The 20,392-nt window shown below is 71.8% G+C and carries 21 protein-coding genes and 1 pseudogene; 14 read left to right on the forward strand and 8 right to left on the reverse strand.

Annotation, left to right across the window (positions count from 1 at the left end):
• Window positions 1-3: 3 nt before the first annotated feature.
• The gene (locus H300_RS0103550; protein WP_028426337.1) at window positions 4-1,194 is read left to right on the forward strand and encodes a sn-glycerol-3-phosphate ABC transporter ATP-binding protein UgpC; all 1,191 of its coding nucleotides are present in this window, start codon (window positions 4-6) and stop codon (window positions 1,192-1,194) included.
• A gap of 158 nt (window positions 1,195-1,352) precedes the next feature.
• Here the strand turns inward: H300_RS0103550 and H300_RS32100 are convergent, their stop codons facing one another.
• Entirely contained in the window at window positions 1,353-1,955 is a 603-nt protein-coding gene (locus tag H300_RS32100) for a MarR family winged helix-turn-helix transcriptional regulator (protein ID WP_486583530.1), read from the reverse strand.
• Between H300_RS32100 and H300_RS0103560 the strand changes: the two genes are divergently transcribed.
• Entirely contained in the window at window positions 1,842-2,096 is a 255-nt protein-coding gene (locus H300_RS0103560) for a WhiB family transcriptional regulator (protein WP_028426338.1), read from the forward strand. The genes H300_RS32100 and H300_RS0103560 overlap by 114 nt on opposite strands.
• Here the strand turns inward: H300_RS0103560 and H300_RS24740 are convergent.
• Entirely contained in the window at window positions 2,056-2,613 is a 558-nt protein-coding gene (locus H300_RS24740) for an ATP-binding protein (protein WP_486583531.1), read from the reverse strand. The two genes, H300_RS0103560 and H300_RS24740, sit on opposite strands and share 41 nt — an antisense overlap.
• 155 nt (window positions 2,614-2,768) lie before the next feature.
• Here H300_RS24740 and H300_RS0103570 point away from each other — a divergent pair, with 155 nt between their 5' ends.
• Window positions 2,769-3,662 (forward strand): Scr1 family TA system antitoxin-like transcriptional regulator, encoded by an 894-nt coding sequence (locus H300_RS0103570; protein WP_078515685.1) that lies wholly within the window; start codon window positions 2,769-2,771, stop codon window positions 3,660-3,662.
• A complete protein-coding gene (locus tag H300_RS0103575) occupies window positions 3,659-3,865 on the forward strand; it encodes a DUF397 domain-containing protein (protein ID WP_028426340.1) in 207 nt (68 codons plus the stop codon). Before H300_RS0103570 ends, H300_RS0103575 begins: the two co-directional genes overlap by 4 nt.
• 210 nt (window positions 3,866-4,075) lie before the next feature.
• Here the strand turns inward: H300_RS0103575 and H300_RS0103580 are convergent, their stop codons facing one another.
• Both H300_RS0103580 and H300_RS0103585 read right to left on the reverse strand, forming a co-directional pair.
• Entirely contained in the window at window positions 4,076-4,657 is a 582-nt protein-coding gene (locus H300_RS0103580) for an HD domain-containing protein (protein ID WP_028426341.1), read from the reverse strand.
• Between the two features lie 20 nt (window positions 4,658-4,677).
• Window positions 4,678-5,676, reverse strand: a complete 999-nt coding sequence (locus tag H300_RS0103585) for an XRE family transcriptional regulator (RefSeq protein WP_486583532.1) — start codon at window positions 5,674-5,676, stop codon at window positions 4,678-4,680.
• A 213-nt stretch (window positions 5,677-5,889) separates the two neighbouring features.
• Between H300_RS0103585 and tgmA the strand changes: the two genes are divergently transcribed.
• The 8 genes from tgmA to H300_RS0103625 all read left to right on the forward strand — a co-directional run bounded on the left by tgmA (window position 5,890) and on the right by H300_RS0103625 (window position 13,838).
• Window positions 5,890-6,144 carry a putative ATP-grasp-modified RiPP gene (tgmA, locus tag H300_RS0103590; RefSeq protein WP_028426343.1) on the forward strand — a complete coding sequence of 85 codons (255 nt, stop codon included), beginning with the start codon at window positions 5,890-5,892 and terminating at the stop codon, window positions 6,142-6,144.
• Window positions 6,145-6,147: 3 nt separating this feature from the next.
• The gene (tgmB, locus tag H300_RS0103595; protein WP_028426344.1) at window positions 6,148-7,107 is read left to right on the forward strand and encodes an ATP-grasp ribosomal peptide maturase; all 960 of its coding nucleotides are present in this window, start codon (window positions 6,148-6,150) and stop codon (window positions 7,105-7,107) included.
• Complete coding sequence (gene tgmC / locus H300_RS0103600; protein WP_028426345.1) at window positions 7,104-8,273, forward strand: ATP-grasp peptide maturase system methyltransferase; 1,170 nt, start codon at window positions 7,104-7,106, stop codon at window positions 8,271-8,273. Before tgmB ends, tgmC begins: the two co-directional genes overlap by 4 nt.
• Before the next feature lie 397 nt (window positions 8,274-8,670).
• A complete protein-coding gene (pstS, locus tag H300_RS0103605) occupies window positions 8,671-9,774 on the forward strand; it encodes a phosphate ABC transporter substrate-binding protein PstS (RefSeq protein WP_199779123.1) in 1,104 nt (367 codons plus the stop codon).
• A 312-nt stretch (window positions 9,775-10,086) separates the two neighbouring features.
• A complete protein-coding gene (gene pstC / locus H300_RS0103610) occupies window positions 10,087-11,031 on the forward strand; it encodes a phosphate ABC transporter permease subunit PstC (RefSeq protein WP_028426347.1) in 945 nt (314 codons plus the stop codon).
• Entirely contained in the window at window positions 11,031-12,110 is a 1,080-nt protein-coding gene (pstA, locus tag H300_RS0103615) for a phosphate ABC transporter permease PstA (RefSeq protein WP_028426348.1), read from the forward strand. Before pstC ends, pstA begins: the two co-directional genes overlap by 1 nt.
• Before the next feature lie 78 nt (window positions 12,111-12,188).
• Window positions 12,189-12,968: a phosphate ABC transporter ATP-binding protein PstB gene (gene pstB / locus H300_RS0103620; RefSeq protein ID WP_028426349.1), complete on the forward strand. Its 780-nt coding sequence runs from the start codon at window positions 12,189-12,191 to the stop codon at window positions 12,966-12,968.
• Window positions 12,969-13,145: 177 nt separating this feature from the next.
• Window positions 13,146-13,838 (forward strand): response regulator transcription factor, encoded by a 693-nt coding sequence (locus tag H300_RS0103625; protein WP_486583533.1) that lies wholly within the window; start codon window positions 13,146-13,148, stop codon window positions 13,836-13,838.
• A gap of 123 nt (window positions 13,839-13,961) precedes the next feature.
• On the opposite strand, the gene H300_RS0103630 is transcribed toward H300_RS0103625, so the two are convergent.
• Both H300_RS0103630 and H300_RS0103635 read right to left on the reverse strand, forming a co-directional pair.
• Window positions 13,962-15,764 carry an acyl-CoA dehydrogenase gene (locus H300_RS0103630; RefSeq protein WP_028426351.1) on the reverse strand — a complete coding sequence of 601 codons (1,803 nt, stop codon included), beginning with the start codon at window positions 15,762-15,764 and terminating at the stop codon, window positions 13,962-13,964.
• A gap of 69 nt (window positions 15,765-15,833) precedes the next feature.
• Window positions 15,834-16,379, reverse strand: a complete 546-nt coding sequence (locus H300_RS0103635; RefSeq protein ID WP_028426352.1) for a metallophosphoesterase family protein — start codon at window positions 16,377-16,379, stop codon at window positions 15,834-15,836.
• A gap of 70 nt (window positions 16,380-16,449) precedes the next feature.
• Here H300_RS0103635 and H300_RS24745 point away from each other — a divergent pair.
• Window positions 16,450-17,310, forward strand: a pseudogene (locus H300_RS24745) (AraC family transcriptional regulator); the annotation flags it as partial.
• Between the two features lie 69 nt (window positions 17,311-17,379).
• On the opposite strand, the gene H300_RS0103645 reads toward H300_RS24745, so the two are convergent.
• Window positions 17,380-18,246, reverse strand: coding sequence for a serine hydrolase (locus H300_RS0103645; RefSeq protein ID WP_486583543.1), 867 nt, complete (start codon window positions 18,244-18,246; stop codon window positions 17,380-17,382).
• A gap of 32 nt (window positions 18,247-18,278) precedes the next feature.
• On the reverse strand, window positions 18,279-19,331 hold the full coding sequence (locus H300_RS24750) for a LysR family transcriptional regulator (RefSeq protein ID WP_078515686.1): 1,053 nt from the start codon (window positions 19,329-19,331) through the stop codon (window positions 18,279-18,281).
• Between the two features lie 81 nt (window positions 19,332-19,412).
• Here H300_RS24750 and bla point away from each other — a divergent pair, with 81 nt between their 5' ends.
• Entirely contained in the window at window positions 19,413-20,363 is a 951-nt protein-coding gene (gene bla, locus H300_RS0103655; RefSeq protein WP_028426354.1) for a class A beta-lactamase, read from the forward strand.
• Window positions 20,364-20,392 lie beyond the last annotated feature (29 nt).

The raw sequence follows: 20,392 nt of genomic DNA on the forward strand, positions 1-20,392 counted from the left end.
GCCATGGCTGAGATCGTGCTCGACAAGGTGTCCAAGCGCTTCCCCGACGGCTCGCTGGCGGTGTCCGAGGTCGACCTGACCGTCGGGGACGGCGAGTTCCTCATCCTCGTCGGCCCCTCCGGGTGCGGGAAGTCCACCACCTTGAACATGGTGGCCGGGCTGGAGGACATCACCGCGGGCGAACTGCGCATCGACGGCACGCGCATGAACGAACGCGCCCCCAAGGACCGGGACATCGCCATGGTCTTCCAGTCCTACGCCCTCTACCCGCACATGACCGTGCGGGAGAACATCTCCTTCCCGCTGAAACTGGCCAAGGTCGCGGAGGACACCGTCCGCGAGAAGGTGGGCGAGGCCGCCGCCGTCCTGGACCTGACCGAGCACCTGGACCGCAAGCCCGCCAACCTCTCCGGCGGGCAGCGCCAGCGGGTCGCGATGGGGCGGGCCATCGTCCGCAGCCCGAAGGCGTTCCTGATGGACGAGCCGCTGTCCAACCTGGACGCCAAACTCCGCGGCCAGATGCGCACCTCGCTCTCCCGGCTGCAGAAGCGCCTCGGCACCACGACCGTCTACGTCACCCACGACCAGACGGAGGCCATGACGCTCGGGGACCGCATCGTGGTCCTCCAGGCCGGGCACGTGCAGCAGATCGGCTCCCCGCAGCACCTCTACGAGCAGCCCAGCAACCTCTTCGTCGCGGGCTTCATCGGCTCCCCGTCGATGAACTTCCTGCCCGCGACCGTGAGGGACGGCCACGTCGACACCCCGCTCGGGGCCGCCCCGCTGACCGACCGGGTCCGCCGGCGCCTGGAGTCCGCCGGCGCCCCGCGCGAACTGATCGCGGGCATCCGGCCCGAGCACTTCGAGGACGCCGCCCTCGTCGACGAGCAGCACCGGGCGGACGGCCGCACGTTCAGCGGGACGGTGGACGTCCTGGAGTCGCTCGGCTCGGAGAAGTACGCGCACTTCGAGCTGGAGGGCGAGGGCGCCCGCTCCCAGCAGCTCACCGACCTGGCCTCGGTCACCGGCTCCGCCGACGTCCCCACCGGCGGCACGGCCCAGCTCGTCACCCGCCTCTCCGCCGCCACCGGAGCCCGCGAGAACCAGGGGCTGGAGGTCTGGTTCGACCCCGAACGGCTGCTCCTCTTCGACCCGGACTCGGGACGCCACCTCACCCACGAGGGCCCCGTGTGAGCCGGATGCTGGAGGCGGAGTGCGCGCTGCGAACGTGCCCGCGTCCGAAGCGGGAAGGGCATCCGCTGGGCGGGTCTCCCTTGCCGTCGCAACCTGAACGATCTGATGAATCCATGCGGTCGCGGCCCGACCGTGCAGCAGAGCTCCGGACAGACGAATCACTCGCGCATACGGTCTGACGCGGTCGAGGCGAGCATCGCTTTGAGGATGCGTTGCAGCTCAACGCGGTCCTGCGGGGTGACCTTCGTTAACCTGCGATCGCACTCCGCCACGAGGGCGGCAAGTGCTCGATCGCGTGCTTGCGTGCCCTCAGCGGTCAGTACGAGCCGATGACGCCGCAAGTCGGCCTCGTCGATCTCGCGGCGGACGAAGCCCTTGGCGACGAGGTTGCGCACGTAGACCGTCACGCTCGCCTTGGGCAGCAGCAGCGCAGTCGCGATCTCAGCCGGGGCACCCCCCTTGCCCGAAACCGGGCAGAAGTGGCGGAAGCGCGTTTCAGGGAGCGGGTTGCGGCGACCCGTACGTCCACGGAGAACCTCCGTGGAAGCGCAGCACGCAAGCCGGCGCCGACCGCCGACACTCGGCGGCGACCCCCGGCGGACGAACACCCGATTCCCGACCGCGCACCACCCCGATGGGAGGCACCGATGAGTTGGCGCCAGCACGCCGCATGTCGCAACGAGGACGCGGAACTGTTCTTCCCGGTGGGCACCGGCGCACCCGCGCTGCGCCAGGCCGAGGAGGCCAAGGCGATCTGCCACACCTGCCCGGTGGCGGAGCAGTGCCTGGAGTGGGCCCTGGAGACCAAGCAGCAGTACGGCGTCTGGGGCGGCCTCGACGAGAACCAGCGCCGCGCCCTCGCTACCCGCGCCGCCCGCCGCCGCCTCCGCGCGGCCTCCTGACCCGAGGTCCCCGCGGCGCACCCCGCTCCGCCGGAGCCTGCGGCTCCGGCCCGGCGGCGACCGTCCCGACCGGCACCGCGCACTCCGCCCACACCGTCTTCCCCGACGGAAGGCGCGGCATCACGCCCCAGCAGTCGGCCAGGGCCTCGACCAGCAGCAGGCCGCGCCCGGACTCCTGCGCCGTCGCAGGCGCGAGCCGTGCGGGTGCGCGTTCGCCACGGCAGTCGGACACGGCGATGCGCAGCCGGGACGGCGCCCACGGATCGGGGTGCGGCGTCAGCGTGAGGCGGAAGCCCCTGCCGGCGACCCGTCCGTGCAGGGCGGCGTTCGCCGTCAGCTCCCCCACGACGAGTGCCGCGGTGGCCAGTGCCTCCGACTCGCGCCCCCACCCCCAGTCCACGAGCTGCCGCACCGACAGCAGCCGGGCCAGGTGGGCACCACGCCTGGTGGAGCTGAACAGCTGACTGAAGCGCATCCTGGGCACGACGGCCCCGTTACGGGTGATTTCCGAGTTCATGTGACAGAGCGTGTTCGCTTCGTTCTACTCTGACCAGGGACGACTCCGGTACGTGCGGGGTGCGTACCGCTGGGCGGAGCGCCCTGTCCGGGCCGTCGGACGTATCCGTGCGGAGACGGCAGCCGTTGGGCGGGGCAGGGACACGAGGGGGCACCATGGGACAGGGCGCAGGTGCGGGGCACGGAGAACGGCGCGAGACTCCGGTGCGTCCCGATCCGCCGGAGGACGCGGACGGCACACTGGAGTTGTTCCGCACCCTCGGGAGGCAACTCAAACTCCTGCGGGAACGCGCGGGACTCACGCAGAGGGAACTCGCCGACCGCCTCGGCTACGGCGAGGACCTGATCTCCTCCGTGGAACGCGGACGGCGCACCCCGCAACCGGAGTTGCTGGACGCCGCGGACGAACTCCTCGACGCCGGAGGCCTGCTCCGCGCCGCAAAGGAGGACGTGGCCCGGGCCAAGGCGAAGACCCGTGTCCGGCACCCGGCCTGGTTCCGCGACTACGCCCGGCTTGAGGCGGAGGCCGCCGAGGTGAACGTCTTCAGCACCCTCACCATCCCCGGGCTCCTCCAGACCGAGGACTACGCCCGCACGACTTTCCGGTCACGGCGCCCCCCGCTGGACGAGGCAACCATCGAACAGCGAGTCGTGGCACGGATGGCCCGGCAGGAGTTGCTGACGAGCACTCCTTCCGTCATGGTCAGCGCCGTGATCGACGAGTCGGTGCTGAATCGGCTGGTGGGCGGTCGCGCGGTGCGGCACGCCCAACTCCGCCACCTCATCGCACTTGGACGGCTGCGTAGCACCACGATCCAACTTCTTCCGCTGGCCTGCGAGGACCACGCGGCGCTGGAGGGCCCGTTCATCCTCCTCACCCCCAGGGCACAGCGCCAAGTCGGCTACGTCGAAGTACAGGACGTCAATAGTCTGATTACAGACCCGGACGAGGTCCGTATTCTGGCAGCACGCTATGGAGACCTCCGGGGCCAGGCACTCAGCCCGGGCGATTCTCTGGCCCGAATCGAAGCGCTGCTGGGAGAGCAATGAACATCGCACGGTCCACACCCGACACCAATGGGCTCACCTGGGTGAAGAGCAGCTACAGCGCGGGGAACGGGGGCGAGTGCGTGGAGGTGGCCACGGGTGACTCGGCCGTCCACATCCGCGATTCCAAGCACCCGTCCGGCCCGCGCCTCACCGTCCCCGACACCGGATGGCCAGCCTTCCTCGCTTACGCCACCACCCGCTGACCACGGCCCACCGAGCACCGTACCGAGCATGTATCGAGCGTCCTGCCGGGCACGCACGTCGCGCCACGACGGCGGACCCGGCAGGGCACCGTCTTGACCTCGATGCGTCAGCGCCGTCGCTGATCGATCCGACGGTTCGCCCGTACCGTCCTCGCCGGTTCGCGGGCAGGCCGTCGCGGGTGCGCCGCGGGCTCCGTGTGGGTGTGTTGGTCAGGGAAGATAGGTCTGCTGCCACTCGATCGAAGTCATGGTGAGCGCAGCGTCGGCGAGGCTCTGCGCGGCGGCTGTCTTCAGTTTCGCGACGCTGCTGTCAATCCAGGGCTGAACGTTCGAGCAACCCTGCTCGCCGTATTCGACAGCTTGGAGGAGGCATTCGAGCTTGTCTGCGTCGTGAGCGCAGATCACTTCCAGGGAGTCACCGTTCTCGTACTCTTCGACGATTTGCTGGGCGCCGACCTTCACCGCCGGGTGCGCGGCCGAGACCTGGTCTGCGGTCACCCTTTCGTTGCTGGCGGCTTCGAGGTAGCGACGGCCAATGTGCGGGATGTCGCTGACGCGGGTTTCCTGGGTGTCGTGCCAGAGGCCGAGGAGGGCGGTCTTCGCCGGGTCGGCGCCCTCCATCATGGCGAGTACCGAGCCGATGAGTGCGACTCTGAAACTGTGCTCCGCGATGGTCTCGGGGTCCTTGACTCCGGCAATCCACCATCCGGACCGCTTGGCGCGCTTCAGCATACCCATCTCCAGCAGGAAGCCTGCCGTGCCCTTCGCCTGCTCCTGGTCTGCGTCCGCCATGAAGTGCTTCCTCCGGTGTGTCACGTGCGGTTCTCGCGTAGAACGTAATGCACCAGGCTGAGTTCACGCCTCGATCGCTGGGAGATCCCCTCATGATCCAGCAACCTGACGGCATGCGCGCACAGTTCCTCGGTCAGCTCCGCGTCTGCCAGGGGCAGCCACCGGTTGGTGGTCAGCAGGGCCCAGAGCGAATGGACGTACAGGTCCACGTACGCCGGGGCCCGGTGCAGGCCGGTGGTGAGTCCTCGCAGGAGCCGCACGGGTTCCCAGTTGGTCGGTCCGTGCCGCATGAAGCCGTCGTCCGGCTGCGACTCTTGGATCGAGCCGAGCCAGTAGGCCCAATAGTTGAGGTTGGCCGTCTCGGCGGCGTCGTCTTCCGCCAACCCTCTGTCGATGAAGTCCAGGAGTGGCTGGCGATCGCCAAGACGCGCGAGTGCGGCTGCGGTTGATCGTGCCGTCGCCCAGTAGGGTGTCCAGCCGCGGGCTGCGATCAGGCCACGGCACGTGCGCAGGGCGTGGCTCATCCACGCTGTCGCCTCGGGGGTTCGGTCGTACGAGCACAGGTAGAGCGCCTGGCGGTGAAGGAGTAGACCGTCGTCTCCCGCGAGCAGGGCCGACTCGGCCGTGTGGCGCAGCTGTGAGGAGAATGTGGTGCGGTCGGGTGCGGGCAGCACTGGAGACTTGGCGACAGGGCCGCGGCGTCCCGGCATCGGCCTGGGTGCGAGTGCGGGCGGGTCGGTGCCGTTCAGCACCCACGCGAGCATGTGGGCCGTATCGCGGGTGTGCACCCAACCGGCCAGGGGGTGCCGGCCCGTGTTGTCCGAATGGATCGTCGCCGAGATGATGCGGTCCGCGTCCATCGCCGGATCAAGGAGGCGGAGAACGTGAGGGGCGGAGCCCAGGGCCAGTAACCCGCGCCGCAGGTTCAGTAGTGCACCGGCCTTCATGTTGGCGAGCGGCCTTCGCCCGGTCTCCCAGCTCTGCCAGGTGGTGAGGTCGGCGCCCACGGCCTCGGCCATGTCGGCCTGTGTGAAGCTCGCACTCTCTCGGGCGACTCGGAGGACGGACCCGGCGATCATGCCCGTTGTCGCCTGTCCTCGCGCAGTTCCTTTCGCGGCCATACCGCCCCCTTTGCACCCTCGGTCGTGGAACCCGTACTCAGAGTCAGTCCTACTCCATCCACGGCGGCCTTAGCTTTTGGTTCGTAACAGTCCCCCTCCAAGGAGGCGAAGATGGCTACCGCAGTCAAGAGCGGCGTACGTCCCTGGGGCGTGGGTCGGCTCGCCCCGTACCCGACGGTCACCCACCGCACCCACGCGTCGGTCAGGCTCGACCCTGCCACGCAGCTCGGCCTTTACACCGACCGCACCGGCAGCGTGATCGAATTGGGCAAGCACGGCACCAGCAGCGGCACGGAGACGAGCACGAACACGAACTCTGATTCTGCGCCCGACCAGGGGCACGACCAGGACTCGCAGCAGGACTGATCGGTGGCCGAGGAGAGGCCGGTGCTCGTGGCCACCGAGGCAGACGACGTCACCGCCGACATGGTGATCACTGAGCTGAACCGGCTAAACGCACCGGTAGTCAGGCTCAACCCCGCCGATATCGGTGCGGACCTCACGGTCTCCGCTCGGTTCGGCACTTGCCCGGCCGCCGTGACTGGACAGGTCCGTACCCCCTCCAGGACCGTAGACCTGGCCCAGATCCGGTCGGTGTACTGGCGCCGCCCGGTATGGCCCGCCTTCGACCACCTCGGTGCCGACGATGCGCGGTTCGCGGCGGCGCAGGTCCGCTTCGGGCTCGGAGGCTCCCTCTACGCCCTCGACGGACCTCTGTGGGTCAACCACCCCTTGCTGAATGCCGCCGCGGACTACAAGCCTGCCCAGCTCGCCGTCGCTCAGCGCCTCGGGCTGAGCGTGCCACCGACGCTGGTGACGAACGACCCGGACGAGGCACGGTCCTTCATCGACAGCCACGATCAGGTGCTCTTCAAGACGCTCCGGTGGACGCCGTACCAGCGGGACGGCGTTCCCGTGACGGGGTGGGCCGATCCGGTCACCGCGCCGGAGATCGACGAGAGCGTACGTGTGGTGCCGCACCTCTTCCAGGCTGTCGTGGACAAAGCGGCCGACATCCGCGTGCTGGTCGTCGGTCGCCGTGTGTTCGCCGTGCGAATCGAGTCCGGGATGCTGGACTGGCGCAAGGACTACTCGGCTCTGTCCTACGGCGTGGTGGAGCTGCCCCACCGCATGGAGAAGGCCCTCCTTGCGTACCTGGACCACTTCGACCTGGCCTCGGGGAGCTTCGATCTGGCCGTGGACAAGGTCGGGGGTCTGTGGTGGCTGGAGTTGAACCCGAACGGGCAATGGGGATGGCTGGAGGAGTCCACCGATCTCGCGATGTCCGCCGCATTCGCCGAACTGCTGACGCAAGGAGCTGCCCCATGACCGACACCACGCCTCAGCGGCGTGCCCTTGCCGGACGCCTGGCGCAGGCGGGCGTCCTCGTCAGCCCTCATTGGCGGGCGGCGGTGGAGGCCGTACCTCGGGAGCTGTTCCTGAACCCGGGCGTGTTCCTGCCCGCGGAGGGCGGCCGGTGGCGGCCCGTCACGGCCGTCGGAACCGACGCGGACGCGTGGGTGCAGCTCGCCTACCGCGACGCGTCCTTGACCACGCAGCTCGACGGGCACCTCACCGCCGACCGGACCGGCGGCCCGGTGGCGGGTTCGCCGACATCGTCGTCCACCACGCCGGTCACCGTGGTGGACATGGTGGAGAAGCTGGAAGTGGAAGACGGGCACCAGGTGCTGGAGATCGGTACGGGCACCGGTTACTCCTGCGCCCTGATGTGCTTCCGCCTCGGGGAGGACAACGTGACCACGGTCGAAGTGGACCCGGGCGTGGCGGCCCGCGCGGATGCCGCCCTGGAGACCGCAGGCTTCTCGACCTGGACCGTCACCGGCGACGGGCTCCTCGGACATCCCCGCCGCGCACCGTACGACCGCGTGATCGCCACGTGCGGGGTGAACCGCATCCCCTACACCTGGGTCAGGCAGACCAGGCCGGGCGGCGTCGTCCTGGCCACGGTCGGTGGGTCCTGGCACTACGGCACCGGGCTCGCGAAGGTCACGGTCGCCGAGGACGGCACCGCCCGGGGCAGGATCATCGGTCGCAGCTCGTTCATGCAGGTCCGGTCCCAGGCCGAGGTGCCGATCGCCGGTGACCTCTCCGCCCGTACGGCCTACGCCGACAGCGAGCGACAGTCCGTACTGTCCCCGCTCCTGCTGGAGGAGTGGGTGCCGGCCTTCCTGGCGCAACTCGCGGCCCCAGGGGCACGCTTCACCCGCGCCACGTCGCCGGACGGGAAGCGGCTGCTGCACCTCTTCGACCCGGACCGCGAGTCGTTCGCGTCGTTCACCGGGAACGACAGCACCTGGACGGTCCGGCAGGGCGGCCCGCTGCCCCTGTGGGACACCATCGAGCAGGACCTCGTCGCGTGGCTGGACGCGGGCAGCCCCGACATCGCAACGGTGCAGCTGCACATCACGCAGGAGGCCCACACCTACTGGATCGAAGGTCACCCGGCGCTCCGCTGGCAGCATCGCCTTGTCTGACCGGCAGCGACGCGCAGAGCGGACACCTCCGCGCCGCCACTCTCCTGACCGGTGACGGTCCTGAAGGGGCCGGTCCCGAAACCGACGCGCCCCGCGTCATCCTCGGACAGGCCGCCAGGACCCGCAGGTGGTCCTCCACCGTGCTCCGCGGCGCCTTCCCGTGCAGTGGCACCCGCCGGGCTCGCACGTCGCGCGACGGCGGGCCCGGCGGGCGTCACCTTGACTCTTCCGTGACGTCTCCGTGATGTGGCGGTGACGTCACTTGCGTGTTGCTTCCGTTCACGACGCGTTCACCGAGGTCGCTCTGTGAAGCCACCTCGCGCTTCTAGCGTCCCTTCACGTTGAGGTTTCCCCCCGGTCGGCCGGCACCGACCGGAATCTTCGGAAGAGGTCAATTGTGAACGGTACCAAGCTGAGCCGCATGCTCGCGCTCCCGGCGGCGGTCGTGCTCTCCCTCGGGCTGGCGGCGTGCGGCTCCTCGAACGAGTCGGACGACGAGGCCGGTTCGGGCGAGAGCGGCGGCTCGAAGCTCTCGGGCACCATCTCCGGTGCGGGGGCCAGCTCGCAGGACGCCGCTCAGCAGGCCTGGATGGCCGGCTTCATCGAGGCCAACCCGGACGTGACGGTCAACTACGACCCGATCGGCTCCGGCGGTGGCCGCGAGCAGTTCGTCGAGGGCGGTTCCGACTTCGGCGGCACCGACGCCTACCTGGACGAGGAGGAGCTGGCGGGCGCCGAGAAGCGCTGCGAGAAGGTCATCGAGATCCCGACCTACGTCTCCCCGATCGCCGTGATCTTCAACGTCGAGGGCGTCGACGAACTGAACCTGAAGCCGGACACCATCGCCCGGATCTTCGACCAGAAGATCACCAAGTGGAACGACGAGGCGATCGCGGCGGACAACCCCGACGCGGACCTGCCCGACACCGCGATCTCCCCGGTCAACCGCTCGGACGAGTCCGGCACCACCGAGAACTTCGTCGAGTACCTGAAGGCCGTCTCCCCGGACAACTGGTCGCACGAGGTCAGCGGTGACTGGCCGGTGGACGGCGGCGAGGCCGCCCAGGGCACCTCCGGTGTCGTCCAGGCCGTGACCAACGGCAACGGCACCATCGGTTACGCCGACGCCAGCCAGGCCGGCGACCTGGGCACCGTGAAGGTCGGCGTGGGCGAGGAGTTCGTGGAGTACTCGCCGGAGGCGGCTGCCAAGGTCGTCGAGGTCTCCGAGCGGGTCGAGGGCCGCGGCGAGTTCGACTTCGCCTACGACCTGGCCCGGGACACCACCGAGTCCGGTGCCTACCCGATCGTCCTGGTCTCGTACGCCATGGCCTGCGGCACCTACGACAACGCGGAGACCGCTGAGCTGGTGAAGGGCTACCTGGACTACATGGTCAGCGAGGAGGGCCAGAACGCGGCCGCCGAGTCGGCCGGTTCCGCCCCGATCTCGGACTCGCTGCGCGAGCAGGTGCAGCCGGCGATCGACGCCATCTCCGCCGGCTGACACCCGGAGCCGGCGCCCGCCGGCCGGCACCCGCCGGACCGGGCGGGCACAGGGAGGTCCGGGCGGCCCGGGGGGCCGCCCGGACCTCCGGGTCCTCCCCGGGCCCTCCCCGCCCCCGGGGCCCGTGAGGGCCCCACCGGCCCCGCAGGGGCCTCGCGGCCCTCGCGGCGCTGACGCCGTACCCCGCACCGCCGCCCTGCCGCACGCCGCACCCGCCACACCCGGTCGTCGGCCCCCACCCCCACCGCCGGCCCCGCTCCTGCCCACCGCGGCACGCCCGGTGGAACGCCCGTATGAGAAAGGGATATCCGAGTGGCTCCCACCACCGAGAAAACGCGCAGCCGGGGAGTCCCCCTGCGGCTCGGGGACCGGCTCTTCGCCGGCGTCTCCACCGGTGCGGGGGTGCTGATCCTCGCTGTCCTGGCCGGCGTGGCGGCGTTCCTGGTCTCCGAGGCCTGGCCCGCGCTGACGGCCCCGGCGGAGGAGATCCCCGGCGGCGAGGGCATCGCACTGTACGTGTGGCCGCTGATGTTCGGCACGCTGCTCTCGGCGGTGCTCGCCCTGCTCGTCGCGGCACCGCTGGCCGTGGCGATCGCCCTGTTCATCACCCGCTACGCGCACCGCAGGGTGGCGACCGCGCTCGGTTACGTCATCGACCTGCTGGCCGCTGTGCCCAGCATCATCTTCGGGCTCTGGGGCATCAGCCAACTGGCGCCGCTGACCGTGGAGCCGACCGGCTGGCTGGCGGAGAACCTCGGCTTCATCCCGTTCTTCGCCGGGCCGGCCTCCTCGACCGGCCGCACCATGCTCACCGTCGCCCTGGTACTGGCGATCATGATCCTGCCGATCAGCACCGCGGTGATCCGGGAGGCCTTCCTCCAGACGCCGCGCCTGCACGAGGAGGCGTCCTGGGCCCTGGGGGCGACCCGCTTCGAGATGATCCGGATGTCGGTGCTGCCGTTCGGCAGGTCGGCGATCATCGGCGGCTCGATGCTGGGTCTGGGACGGGCACTCGGCGAGACCATGGCGGTCGCCATGGTGCTGTCCCCGTCCGGCGGCGTCACCCTCAACCTGATCAGCAACGGCAATCCGTCGACCATCGCGGCCAACATCGCGCTGCAGTTCCCGGAGTCCACCGGAATCAAGGTCAACGCGCTGATCGCCTCCGGTCTCGTCCTCTTCGCCGTCACGCTCGCCGTCAACATGGCGGCGCGTGCGGTGATCAACCGGCGGCGCGAATTCTCGGGAGCCAACTGATGTCCACCCAGACCACGCCCTCGGAGCCGGACGTGCACCTCCCCCTGGAGGAGGGTCCGCTCACCCACGGTTCACTGCCCCCGCGGGCGGCGTCGCTCACCCTGCTGGCCTTCGCCCTGCTCGGACTGGGCCTCTGGCTGGCGGGCTGGAACCCGGCGGTGTGCGGGGTGCTGGCCGCCGCCGGCTACACCGCCGTGATCTATTTCTGGTCGCGACGGGTGGAGGAGTCCCGGTCGGCCACCGACCGCCTGGTGACCGCGGTGGTCAGCTCGGCCTTCCTGCTGGCGATGCTGCCGCTGGTCTCGGTGCTGGCGACCGTGGTCAGCCGCGGGACGGCCCGTTTCGACGCCACCTTCTTCACCCACTCGATGCGCGGAGTGGTGGGCGAGGGCGGCGGCGTCCACCACGCCATCTTCGGCACACTGATCATCACCGGTCTGACCGCGCTGATCTCGGTACCGATCGGGCTGCTCACCGCGATCTACCTGATCGAGTACGGTCGCGGCCGCCTGGCCAGGGCGATCACCTTCTTCGTGGACGTGATGACCGGCATCCCCTCGATCGTGGCCGGTCTCTTCGCCTACGCCCTGTTCGCGCTCTTCTTCGGCCCCGGCGTCCGGATGGGCGTCATGGGCGCCGTGGCGCTGAGCGTGCTGATGATCCCGGTGGTGGTGCGGTCCGCCGAGGAGATGCTGAAGCTCGTGCCGAACGAGCTGCGCGAGGCGGCCTACGCGCTCGCCGTGCCGAAGTGGCGGACCATCGTGAAGGTGGTGCTGCCGACCGCGCTGGCCGGCATCACCACGGGCGTGACGCTGGCCGTCGCCCGGGTGATCGGCGAGACCGCACCGCTGCTCATCACCGTCGGCATCACCGCCAGTGACAACTTCAACCCCTTCGACGGCCGGATGGCGACACTGTCCGTCTTCTCGTACTACCAGTACGTCACACCCGGCTTCCCCGCCGAGGCGTCGCTCGACCGCGCGTGGGCGGCCGCGCTGGTGCTGATCATCATCGTGATGGCGCTGAACCTGGGGGCGCGGCTGATCTCCCGCGTCTTCGCGCCCAAGACCCGCGGCTGACGAGCCGGCACCCGCCCCACCGACACGGCCGGGCCCCGCCCCGCGAGGTCCGGCCGTCCGACCCGACAAGGAAGCCCCGTGGCGCAGCACATCGAGGTCAAGGACCTCGACATCTACTACGACCGGTTCCACGCCGTGCAGAACGTGTCGATGCGGATCGGGCGCAAGGCGGTCACCGCCCTGATCGGCCCGTCCGGCTGCGGCAAGTCGACCTTTCTGCGCACCCTGAACCGGATGCACGAGCTGGTGCCCAACGCCCGTGTCAGCGGCACGGTCACGCTCGGCGGGCAGGACCTGTACGCCCCCAACGTGGACCCGGTGCGGGTGCGCCGCCAGGTGGGCATGGTCTTCCAGCGCCCCAACCCGTTCCCCACCATGTCGGTGTACGACAACGTCGCCGCCGGGGCGCGGCTGAACAACCGGGGCATGCCGCGGGCCGAACTCGACGCCCTGGTGGAGCGCTCACTGCACTCCGCCAACCTGTGGGGCGAGGTCAAGGACCGACTCCAGCGCCCGGGTTCGGGGCTGTCCGGCGGGCAGCAGCAGCGGCTCTGCATCGCGCGGGCCATCGCGGTGCAGCCCGACGTGCTGCTGATGGACGAGCCCTGCTCGGCACTCGACCCCATCTCCACGCAGGCCATCGAGGACCTGATCGCCAAGTTGAAGACCGAGTACACGATCGTCATCGTCACGCACAACATGCAGCAGGCGCAGCGGGTGAGCGACAGCACCGGCTTCTTCAACCTCAGGGCCGTCGGCGAACCGGGGGAACTGGTGGAGATGGACTCCACCACGAAGATCTTCACCAACCCGGCGCACGAGTCCACCGAGGACTACGTCTCGGGCCGCTTCGGCTGACCGCCGGACGGCAGCGCGCGGCCGCCCGCGGTGACGCGGGCGCCCGACCCCCACCCCCCACCCCCCACCGTCTCCGGCACGCGTCGGGCCCGCGGCCGGAGTGCGGCTCCCGGAGCGGCTCCTCGGCCGGGGGCCCGACGCGTGCGACGGCGGCACCGAAAGCGAGGGCGGAACACCATGGTCGCCTGGCTGACCACCACTGTGCTGCTGGCGGACGGCGACGAGCCGACCCGCCGGGCCCTGACCGAGCAGCTCGCCACGTACCGGGTGACGGTGATCGACTGCGCGGACGGGGCGTCCACCCTGCTGGAGGCGGGTCTGCGCCGACCCGACGTGCTGCTGGTCTCGGCGGACCTGCCGGTGATCGACGGGCCGACGGTGCTGCGGCTGGTGCGGCAGCGGATGTCCGTCCCGGTGGTGCTGGGCGTGGGCCCGCGGGACACCGTGCTCGCCGCCCGCGCGCTGGAGGCGGGCGCCAGCGCCTGCGTGGCCCGGCCCTACCGCCCGCGCGAGGTCGCCCGGTTGCTCAGCCTCTCGGAGGCGGACGCGACCGGTTCCGCGGAGCCGCTGGTCTGCGGCTCGCTGACGCTGGACCCGGGCACGTACGAGGTGCGGGTGCACGGGACGCCGACCGCGCAGCTCCCGCTGCGCGAGTTCCAGCTTCTGCACCTGCTGATGCGCGACCCCGAGCGGGTGGTCGCCCGGGAGCACATCCAGGTCGAGCTGTGGGGGGCCGCGGCCAGCCGTTCCAACACCCTCACCGTGCACGTCCGGCGGCTGCGGGAGCGGCTGGGCGACGACCCGCACCACCCGGAGATCATCCGGACCGTCCGCGGGGTCGGGTACCGGCTGGTCCCCCCGCCGCCCTGACCCGGCCCCCGCGCGGTCGGCCGGTGCGTCGGCGGTGCCGCAGGCCGGCCGCGGGTCCGGTGCGGCGGCGGTGCCGCGGCCGGGCGCCGGCGGGCAGCCGGGGGCGCGGCACCGCCGGGCGGGTCAGAGCCAGTCGGACGAGGTGTCCAGCACGGTGCTGTCCATCGCCGCCACCAGGTCGAACTGCGCTTTCGTCTTGGGCAGTTCGTAGCGGAAGAAGTAGCGGCAGGCGGCCCGCTTGCCGCGGTGGAACCCGTCCCCGTCCGGGTCGGTGGCCAGCGCCATGTCCAACCAGAGCCAGGCCACGACCACATGGCCGACGGCCTCCAGGTAGGCCGTCGCGTTGGCCAGCGCGGCGGCGGGGTCGCCCTTCGCCCACGCGGCGGCGGTCACCTCGGCGACCCGCTGCCAGGAGGCCTCCAGCGCTCGTGCGTGACCGGCGAGTTCGCGCCCGTCCGCGGCTGCCCGCCGCACCGTCGCGGCGACCGCCTCGCCCAGGGCCGCCAGACCGGCGCCGTCCTCGGCGACGGCGCGGCGTCCGAGCAGGTCGAGCGCCTGGATGCCGTGCGTGCCCTCGTGGATCGGGTTCAGCCGGTTGTCGCGGTAGTGCTGCTCGACGTCGTACTCCCGGGTGTAGCCGTAGCCGCCGTGCACCTGGATCGCCAGGTCGTTGGCGGCCAGGCACCACTGGGACGGCCAGCTCTTGGCGATCGGGGTCAGCACGTCGAGGAGGCGGCCGGCGCGCTCGCGGTCGGCCGCGGTGGCGCCGGTCTGCTGCTCGTCCACCAGCCGTGCGCAGTACAGGATGAGCGCCAGCGCGCCCTCCGCGTACGACTTCTGGGCGAGCAGCATCCGGCGCACGTCGGGGTGCTCGACGAGGGCCACCGGGGGCGCCGAGGGGTCGCGGTCCGCCACCGGCCGGCCCTGGAGCCGGGTCCTGGCGTACTCCAGCGACTTGAGGTACCCGGTGTACCCGAGCGCGGCGGCGCCCGCCCCCACGCCGATCCGGGCGCCGTTCATCATGTGGAACATGTACGCGAGTCCGCGGTGCTCCTCCCCCACGAGCTCGCCCACCGCGCCCGGTGTGCCGCCCGGACGGTGCCGGCCCTCACCGAAGTTGAGCAGTGTGTTGGTGGTCCCGCGGTAGCCCATCTTGTGGTTGAGGCCGGCCAGGGCGACGTCGTTGCGCTCCCCCCGCTTCCCGTCCGCCAGGACCAGGTACTTGGGCACCACGAACAGCGACAGGCCCCGTACCCCGGGCGGCCCGCCGGGCACCCGTGCCAGCACCAGGTGGACGATGTTCTCGGTCAGCTCGTGGTCGCCGGCCGAGATCCACATCTTGTTGCCGAAGAGCCGGTAGGTGCCGTCCGGCTGCGGCTCGGCGCGGGTGGCCACGTCGGCCAGTGCGGAGCCGGCCTGCGGCTCGGACAGGCACATCGTTCCGAAGAAGCGGCCGCCGAGCATGGGGCGCACGTAGGTGTCGATCTGCTCCCTGGTGCCGTGGGCGTGGAGCAGGTTGGCGTTGCCGAGCGTCAGGAAGGGATACGCGGACGTCCCGATGTTCGCGGCCTGGAACCAGGCGAAGCAGGCCGTGGCGACCACCTGCGGGAGCTGCATACCGCCGAGGTCGTTGTCGACGGACGCGGCGAGCAGGTCGGCGCCGGCGAAGGCCTCCAGCGCCTCGCCCACCTCGGGGACCAGGTGCACCCGCTCCCCGTCGAAGCGCGGCTCCTCCTGGTCGCTGCGCTTGTTGTGCGGAGCGAACCAGCGGGTGGCGAGCTGCTCGCTCAGTTCGAGTACGGCGTCCACCGTGTCCCGGGAGTGCTCCTCGTAGCGGGGCCGGCGCACCAGCTCGTCGGTGTCCAGCCACTCGTGCAGCAGGAAGTCCAGATCCCGTCGGGAGAGCAGGAGAGACGGCTTCGCCATGGCGCGTGCCCCAATCGCGGTCGGTCGGTGGGTGGCGTGCCCCAGCAGCATGCCTTACTAAGCGCTTGCTCAGCCACCCCCCGGCGCGGGCCGGGCCCGCGTCGGACGCTGCGGCAACCGGTGCAGCGTTACGTCCGTCAGTGCGCCTTCCGACACCTCGGCGGTCAGGTACGTGCAGTACGGCTGGGCGCGCCGGTCGGTGGGCGAGCCCGGGTTCAGCAGCCGCAGGGTGCCGCCGCCGGGGGTCTCGGCGGTGGAGTCCCACGGGATGTGGCTGTGGCCGAAGACGAGCACGTCCAGGTCCCCGAAGACCTCGGCGCACCGGCGCTCGCGCCCGCGGGCGGCCCCCGTCTCGTGGACGACGCCGAACCGCAGCCCGCCCAGCTCGGCCCCGGCCACCTCGGGGAGCCGCTCCCGCAGCTCGGGTCCGTCGTTGTTTCCGTGCACCGCGACCAGCCGCGCACTGCGGGCGCGGAACAGGTCGAGGGTGGCGAGGTCCACCCAGTCTCCGGCGTGGAGAACCGCGTCCGCCTCGGCCATCCGCGCCAGGAGCTCGTCCGGGAGCTGCTTGGCCCGTCGGGGGAGGTGGGTGTCGGCGGTGAGCAGCAGGCGCATCCGTCCACGGTAGTTCCGACACCCTGCCTGCCGCCCTGCCTGCCGCCGGGGCGGCGGTGGACGCGGAGGGGGGGACGCCTGGGTGCTGCCGACCGGCAGCCGCCCCGTACGGCTCTCCCCCGGTGACGTGGCGCTGGTGCGCGGTCCCGACCCCTACACGCTGGCGGACAGCCGGGACACCGAGCCGCGGATCACCGTCGGGGAGGACCAGCGGTGCAGCACCACCGAGGGCGAGGACGTCAGCGACACCCGGACGCTGGGGGTCCGCACCTGGGGCGAGGCCCACCGGAGCGGCTCCGCGGTGATGCTCAGCGGCACCTACCTCGCCCCCGGTGAGATCGGCCGACGCCTGCTGGGGACCCTGCCGGTGCTCCTGGTGCGGCCGGCGTCCGCGGGGCGGAACCCCGTCATCGGCGTACTGGCGGAGGAGATCTGCCGGGAGGAGTTCGGTCAGGAGATCGTGCTCGACCGCCTGCTGGACCTGCTGCTGATCGACGTCCTGCGCACCTGGCTCGCCGACCCGGGGTCCGGGGCGCCGCCCTGGTTCCGGGCCCAGGGCGACCCCGTCGTGGGTCCGGCCCTGCAACTGCTGCACGAACGGCCCGAGCACCCGTGGACGGTCGCCGCGCTCGCGGCCTCGGTGGGGGTCTCCCGCGCGGGACTGGCCCGGCACTTCACCCGGCTCGTCGGGGAACCGCCGATGGCGTACCTGACCGGTTGGCGGCTCACCCTCGCGGCGGAGCTGCTGCGGGACCCGGAGGTGACGGTGGAGCGCGCGGCACGACGGGTGGGGTACGGCGGTGCCTTCGCCCTCAGCGCCGCGTTCAAGCGGGAACGCGGCGTGAGCCCGCAGGAGTTCCGCAAGGGGTCCCGGCCGCGACCGGCTCCCGGCATCGACGTCTCCGACCGGACCGTGGTCCTGGAGTGCTGACCCGCCTCTGCTCCGGCCCTCCCCCGACCGTGCCGCCGCCCCGCGGGCTACGGCGACGGGCCGGCGGGCTCACTCCGCGCGCAGGTGGTCGTGCAGGGCGCGCGCCACACGGGCCATCACGGCCTCGGCGGCGGGCTGGGCCGAGGCCGGAACGGCGGACTCGGTCAGCGCTGCCACGGCGAGCACGCCGCCGTCGTCGTGCTCGACAACGCCCACCTCGTGCCGGAGGTTCAGCAGCGTGCCGGTCTTCGACGACCACCGTGAGGCGTCCGAGGCGAAGTCCGGGGCCAGCCGCTGCCGCATCACGTTGTGCGCCATGACCGCGCGCACACGCTCGGCGACGGGCGCCGCAAACCGGGACGGCCGCCACAGCGCCTCCAGCAGAGCGACCCAGGCGCGCGCGGAGGCCGCGTTGGCCCGGCTCAGGTCGAGTTGCGGGATCGGGTGCGTCCGTCCCGCCTCACCGGAGGCGATCGCGAGGGAGTGCGCGAGGTAGGTGTCCCGCGCGCCCCAGCGCTCGATCGGGGTCTCGTTCAGCTCCCCCATGGTGTGCCGCACGGTGATGCCGCCGATCCCCGCCTCCCGCAGGGTCCGCTCGACCTCCGCGGGCGGCACCAGGGCGAACAGCGCGTCGGCGGCGGTGCTGTCGCTGAGCGCGGTGCTCAGATGGACCAGGTCCTCGACCGCGACACACGCCGGATGGCGGAAGCGGCTCAGGCCCACCGGGCCGGGAGTGGTCACGCGTCCCGGAGCGACCTCCACGCGGGCGGCTCCGTCCAGGCGGCCGTCTCGCACCCGGTCGAGCACCGCGACGGCCAGCGGCACCTTCACCAGTGAGGCGGACGGCAGCACGGTGTCGACGTCGATGCCGACCTCCCGTCCGGTCAGCAGATCGCGGACCAGGAAGGATCCCGACAGTCCCGCCTCGGCGAGCATCTCCCGCAGCTCCGCCACCACCCGTACGTCACTCACGCACCGCTCCCGTTCTCCGCGTCGCTCCCGTTCTCCCCGTCGCTCCCGTACGTCCCTCTGGCCCCGTACGTCCCCCTGGCCCCGCCCGTGCCACCGGCCTCGCGCGTCCCGCCGCCTGCCGCGCCCGCGCGCGCCGTCCCGCCGCCTGCCGCGCCCGCGCCGTCGTTGGCCGGCCCGGCTCCGAGCGGTGCGCCCAGGACGCGGGCCACGTGCTGCCCGAGCCCGGCCAGCATCCGCTCCGCGTCGTCTCCGGTGACCGCGGACACCCGGTAGCCGCGAGCGAGGGGCGCGCCCGCCAGCCGGTGCCACCGCAGTCCCCACTCCCGGGCCTGCGGTCCGGAGCAGAGCAGGAAGCCGTCACCGCGCAGGGCCGCCGAGACCGCCGCGGTCAGCGTCGGGGCGACCGCGATCTGCGCGGGGACGAACGCCGCCCGGTGGCCGATCAGCTCCAGCCGGTCGCGGATGTGGGGCACGTCGTCCTCGGGCTGGATGCGGACACGCCGGAACGAGCGCGGCGAGCGGCCCGGGCGGAGGGTTTCGAGGCGGAGGGGCGACGGGCCGAGGTCCGCCGACGAGGCGAGCCCCAGCGGGACCACCCACTCGGCGCCGTCCGGCGGGACGGCGAGCAGCGCCGCCCACACCTCCTGGGCCCGCAGCAGTTCCGCCCGCTCCGCCGGACCGGCCGGTCGGAGGTCCAGCAGGGTGTTCCGCTCCCGGGCGGCGGCGTCCAGGAGCGCGAGTTCGCGGACCGGGCCCGTCTCGGGCACCGCCAGCGCGAGCGGCCGGAGACGGGCCCGCCGGGCGCTCTCCTCCATGGCCTCGGCCAGCCGCACCAGCCGTTTCGCGGACGGCAGCATGTCCCGCCCGAACAGGGTGAGTACGGCTCCGCGCACCGAGCGGTCGAACAGCCGCTCCCCGAAGTGCGCCTCCAGCGCGGCGATCCGGCGGCTCGCGACGGACTGCGGGACGCGGGCGGCCGCCGCGCCGAGGGTGAAGCTGCCGCGCTCCTCCACCAGGACGAAGACACGGCACGCGGCAAGCAGATCCACTCCGCCACCGTATGCCGGATCGGCATGGGACACCAGGTTGGTGTCTTTGACCGGATGGACGGCTGCCGGAACGCTGTCCGTATGACGTTCTCCACGTTCCGCACAGCCCTGCCCGCCGCGGCTCTCGTCCTCACCGCGGGCCTGCTCGCCGGGTGCAGCGACAGCAGCACCGCCAGCTCTCCCGGCGCCTCCGCCTCCGCCTCCGCCTCCTCCTCCGCCCCGGCCGAGCAGGGGGCCGCCGCCCAGAAGCGCGCCGAGCAGGCCCTGGCCCAGCTGGAGGAGCGGTTCGACGCCCGGCTCGGCTTCTACCTCCTCGACACCGGCACCGGACGCGAGATCACCCACCGGGCCGACGAGCGCTTCTCCTACGCCTCGACCTTCAAGGCCCTCGCCGCCGGTGTGCTGCTGGGGACCTCCACCGACGAGGAGCTGGACCGCGTCGTGCGGTACGACGAGTCCGACCTGCTGGAGTACGCCCCCGTCACCTCGGAGCACGTCGACACGGGCATGACGCTCGACGCGCTCATCGCCGCGGCCGTGCAGTACAGCGACAACACCGCGGCCAACCTGATGCTGGAGGAACTGGACGGCCCCGAGGGCCTCCAGAAGGCGCTCCGCGACCTGGGCGACACCACGACCAGCGTGGACCGGATCGAGCCGGACCTGAACGGCTTCGCCCCGGGCGACGACCGCGACACCAGCAGCCCGCGCGCCCTCGGCACCGACCTGCGCCGGTTCGTCCTGGGCGACGCGCTCCCGGAGGACCGCCGGGAGCGGCTGACGGACCTGCTCCTCGGCAACACCACCGGCGACGACTACATCCGGGCCGGTGTCCCGGACGGGTGGCGGGTCGGCGACAAGACCGGCGGCGGTGGCGGACACGGCACCCGCAACGACATCGCCGTCGTCTGGCCGGACAGCGGCGCACCGCTCGTCCTCGCCATCGTCTCGGACCGCGGCGAGGAGGGCGCCGCCTCCGACGACGCCCTCCTCGCCGAGGCCACCGAAGCGGGCCTCGCCGCGCTGCGCTGACCCGTCGCCCGATCGCCGAGGAGGCACGG

The sequence above is a fragment of the Streptomyces sp. TAA040 genome (assembly GCF_000424845.1).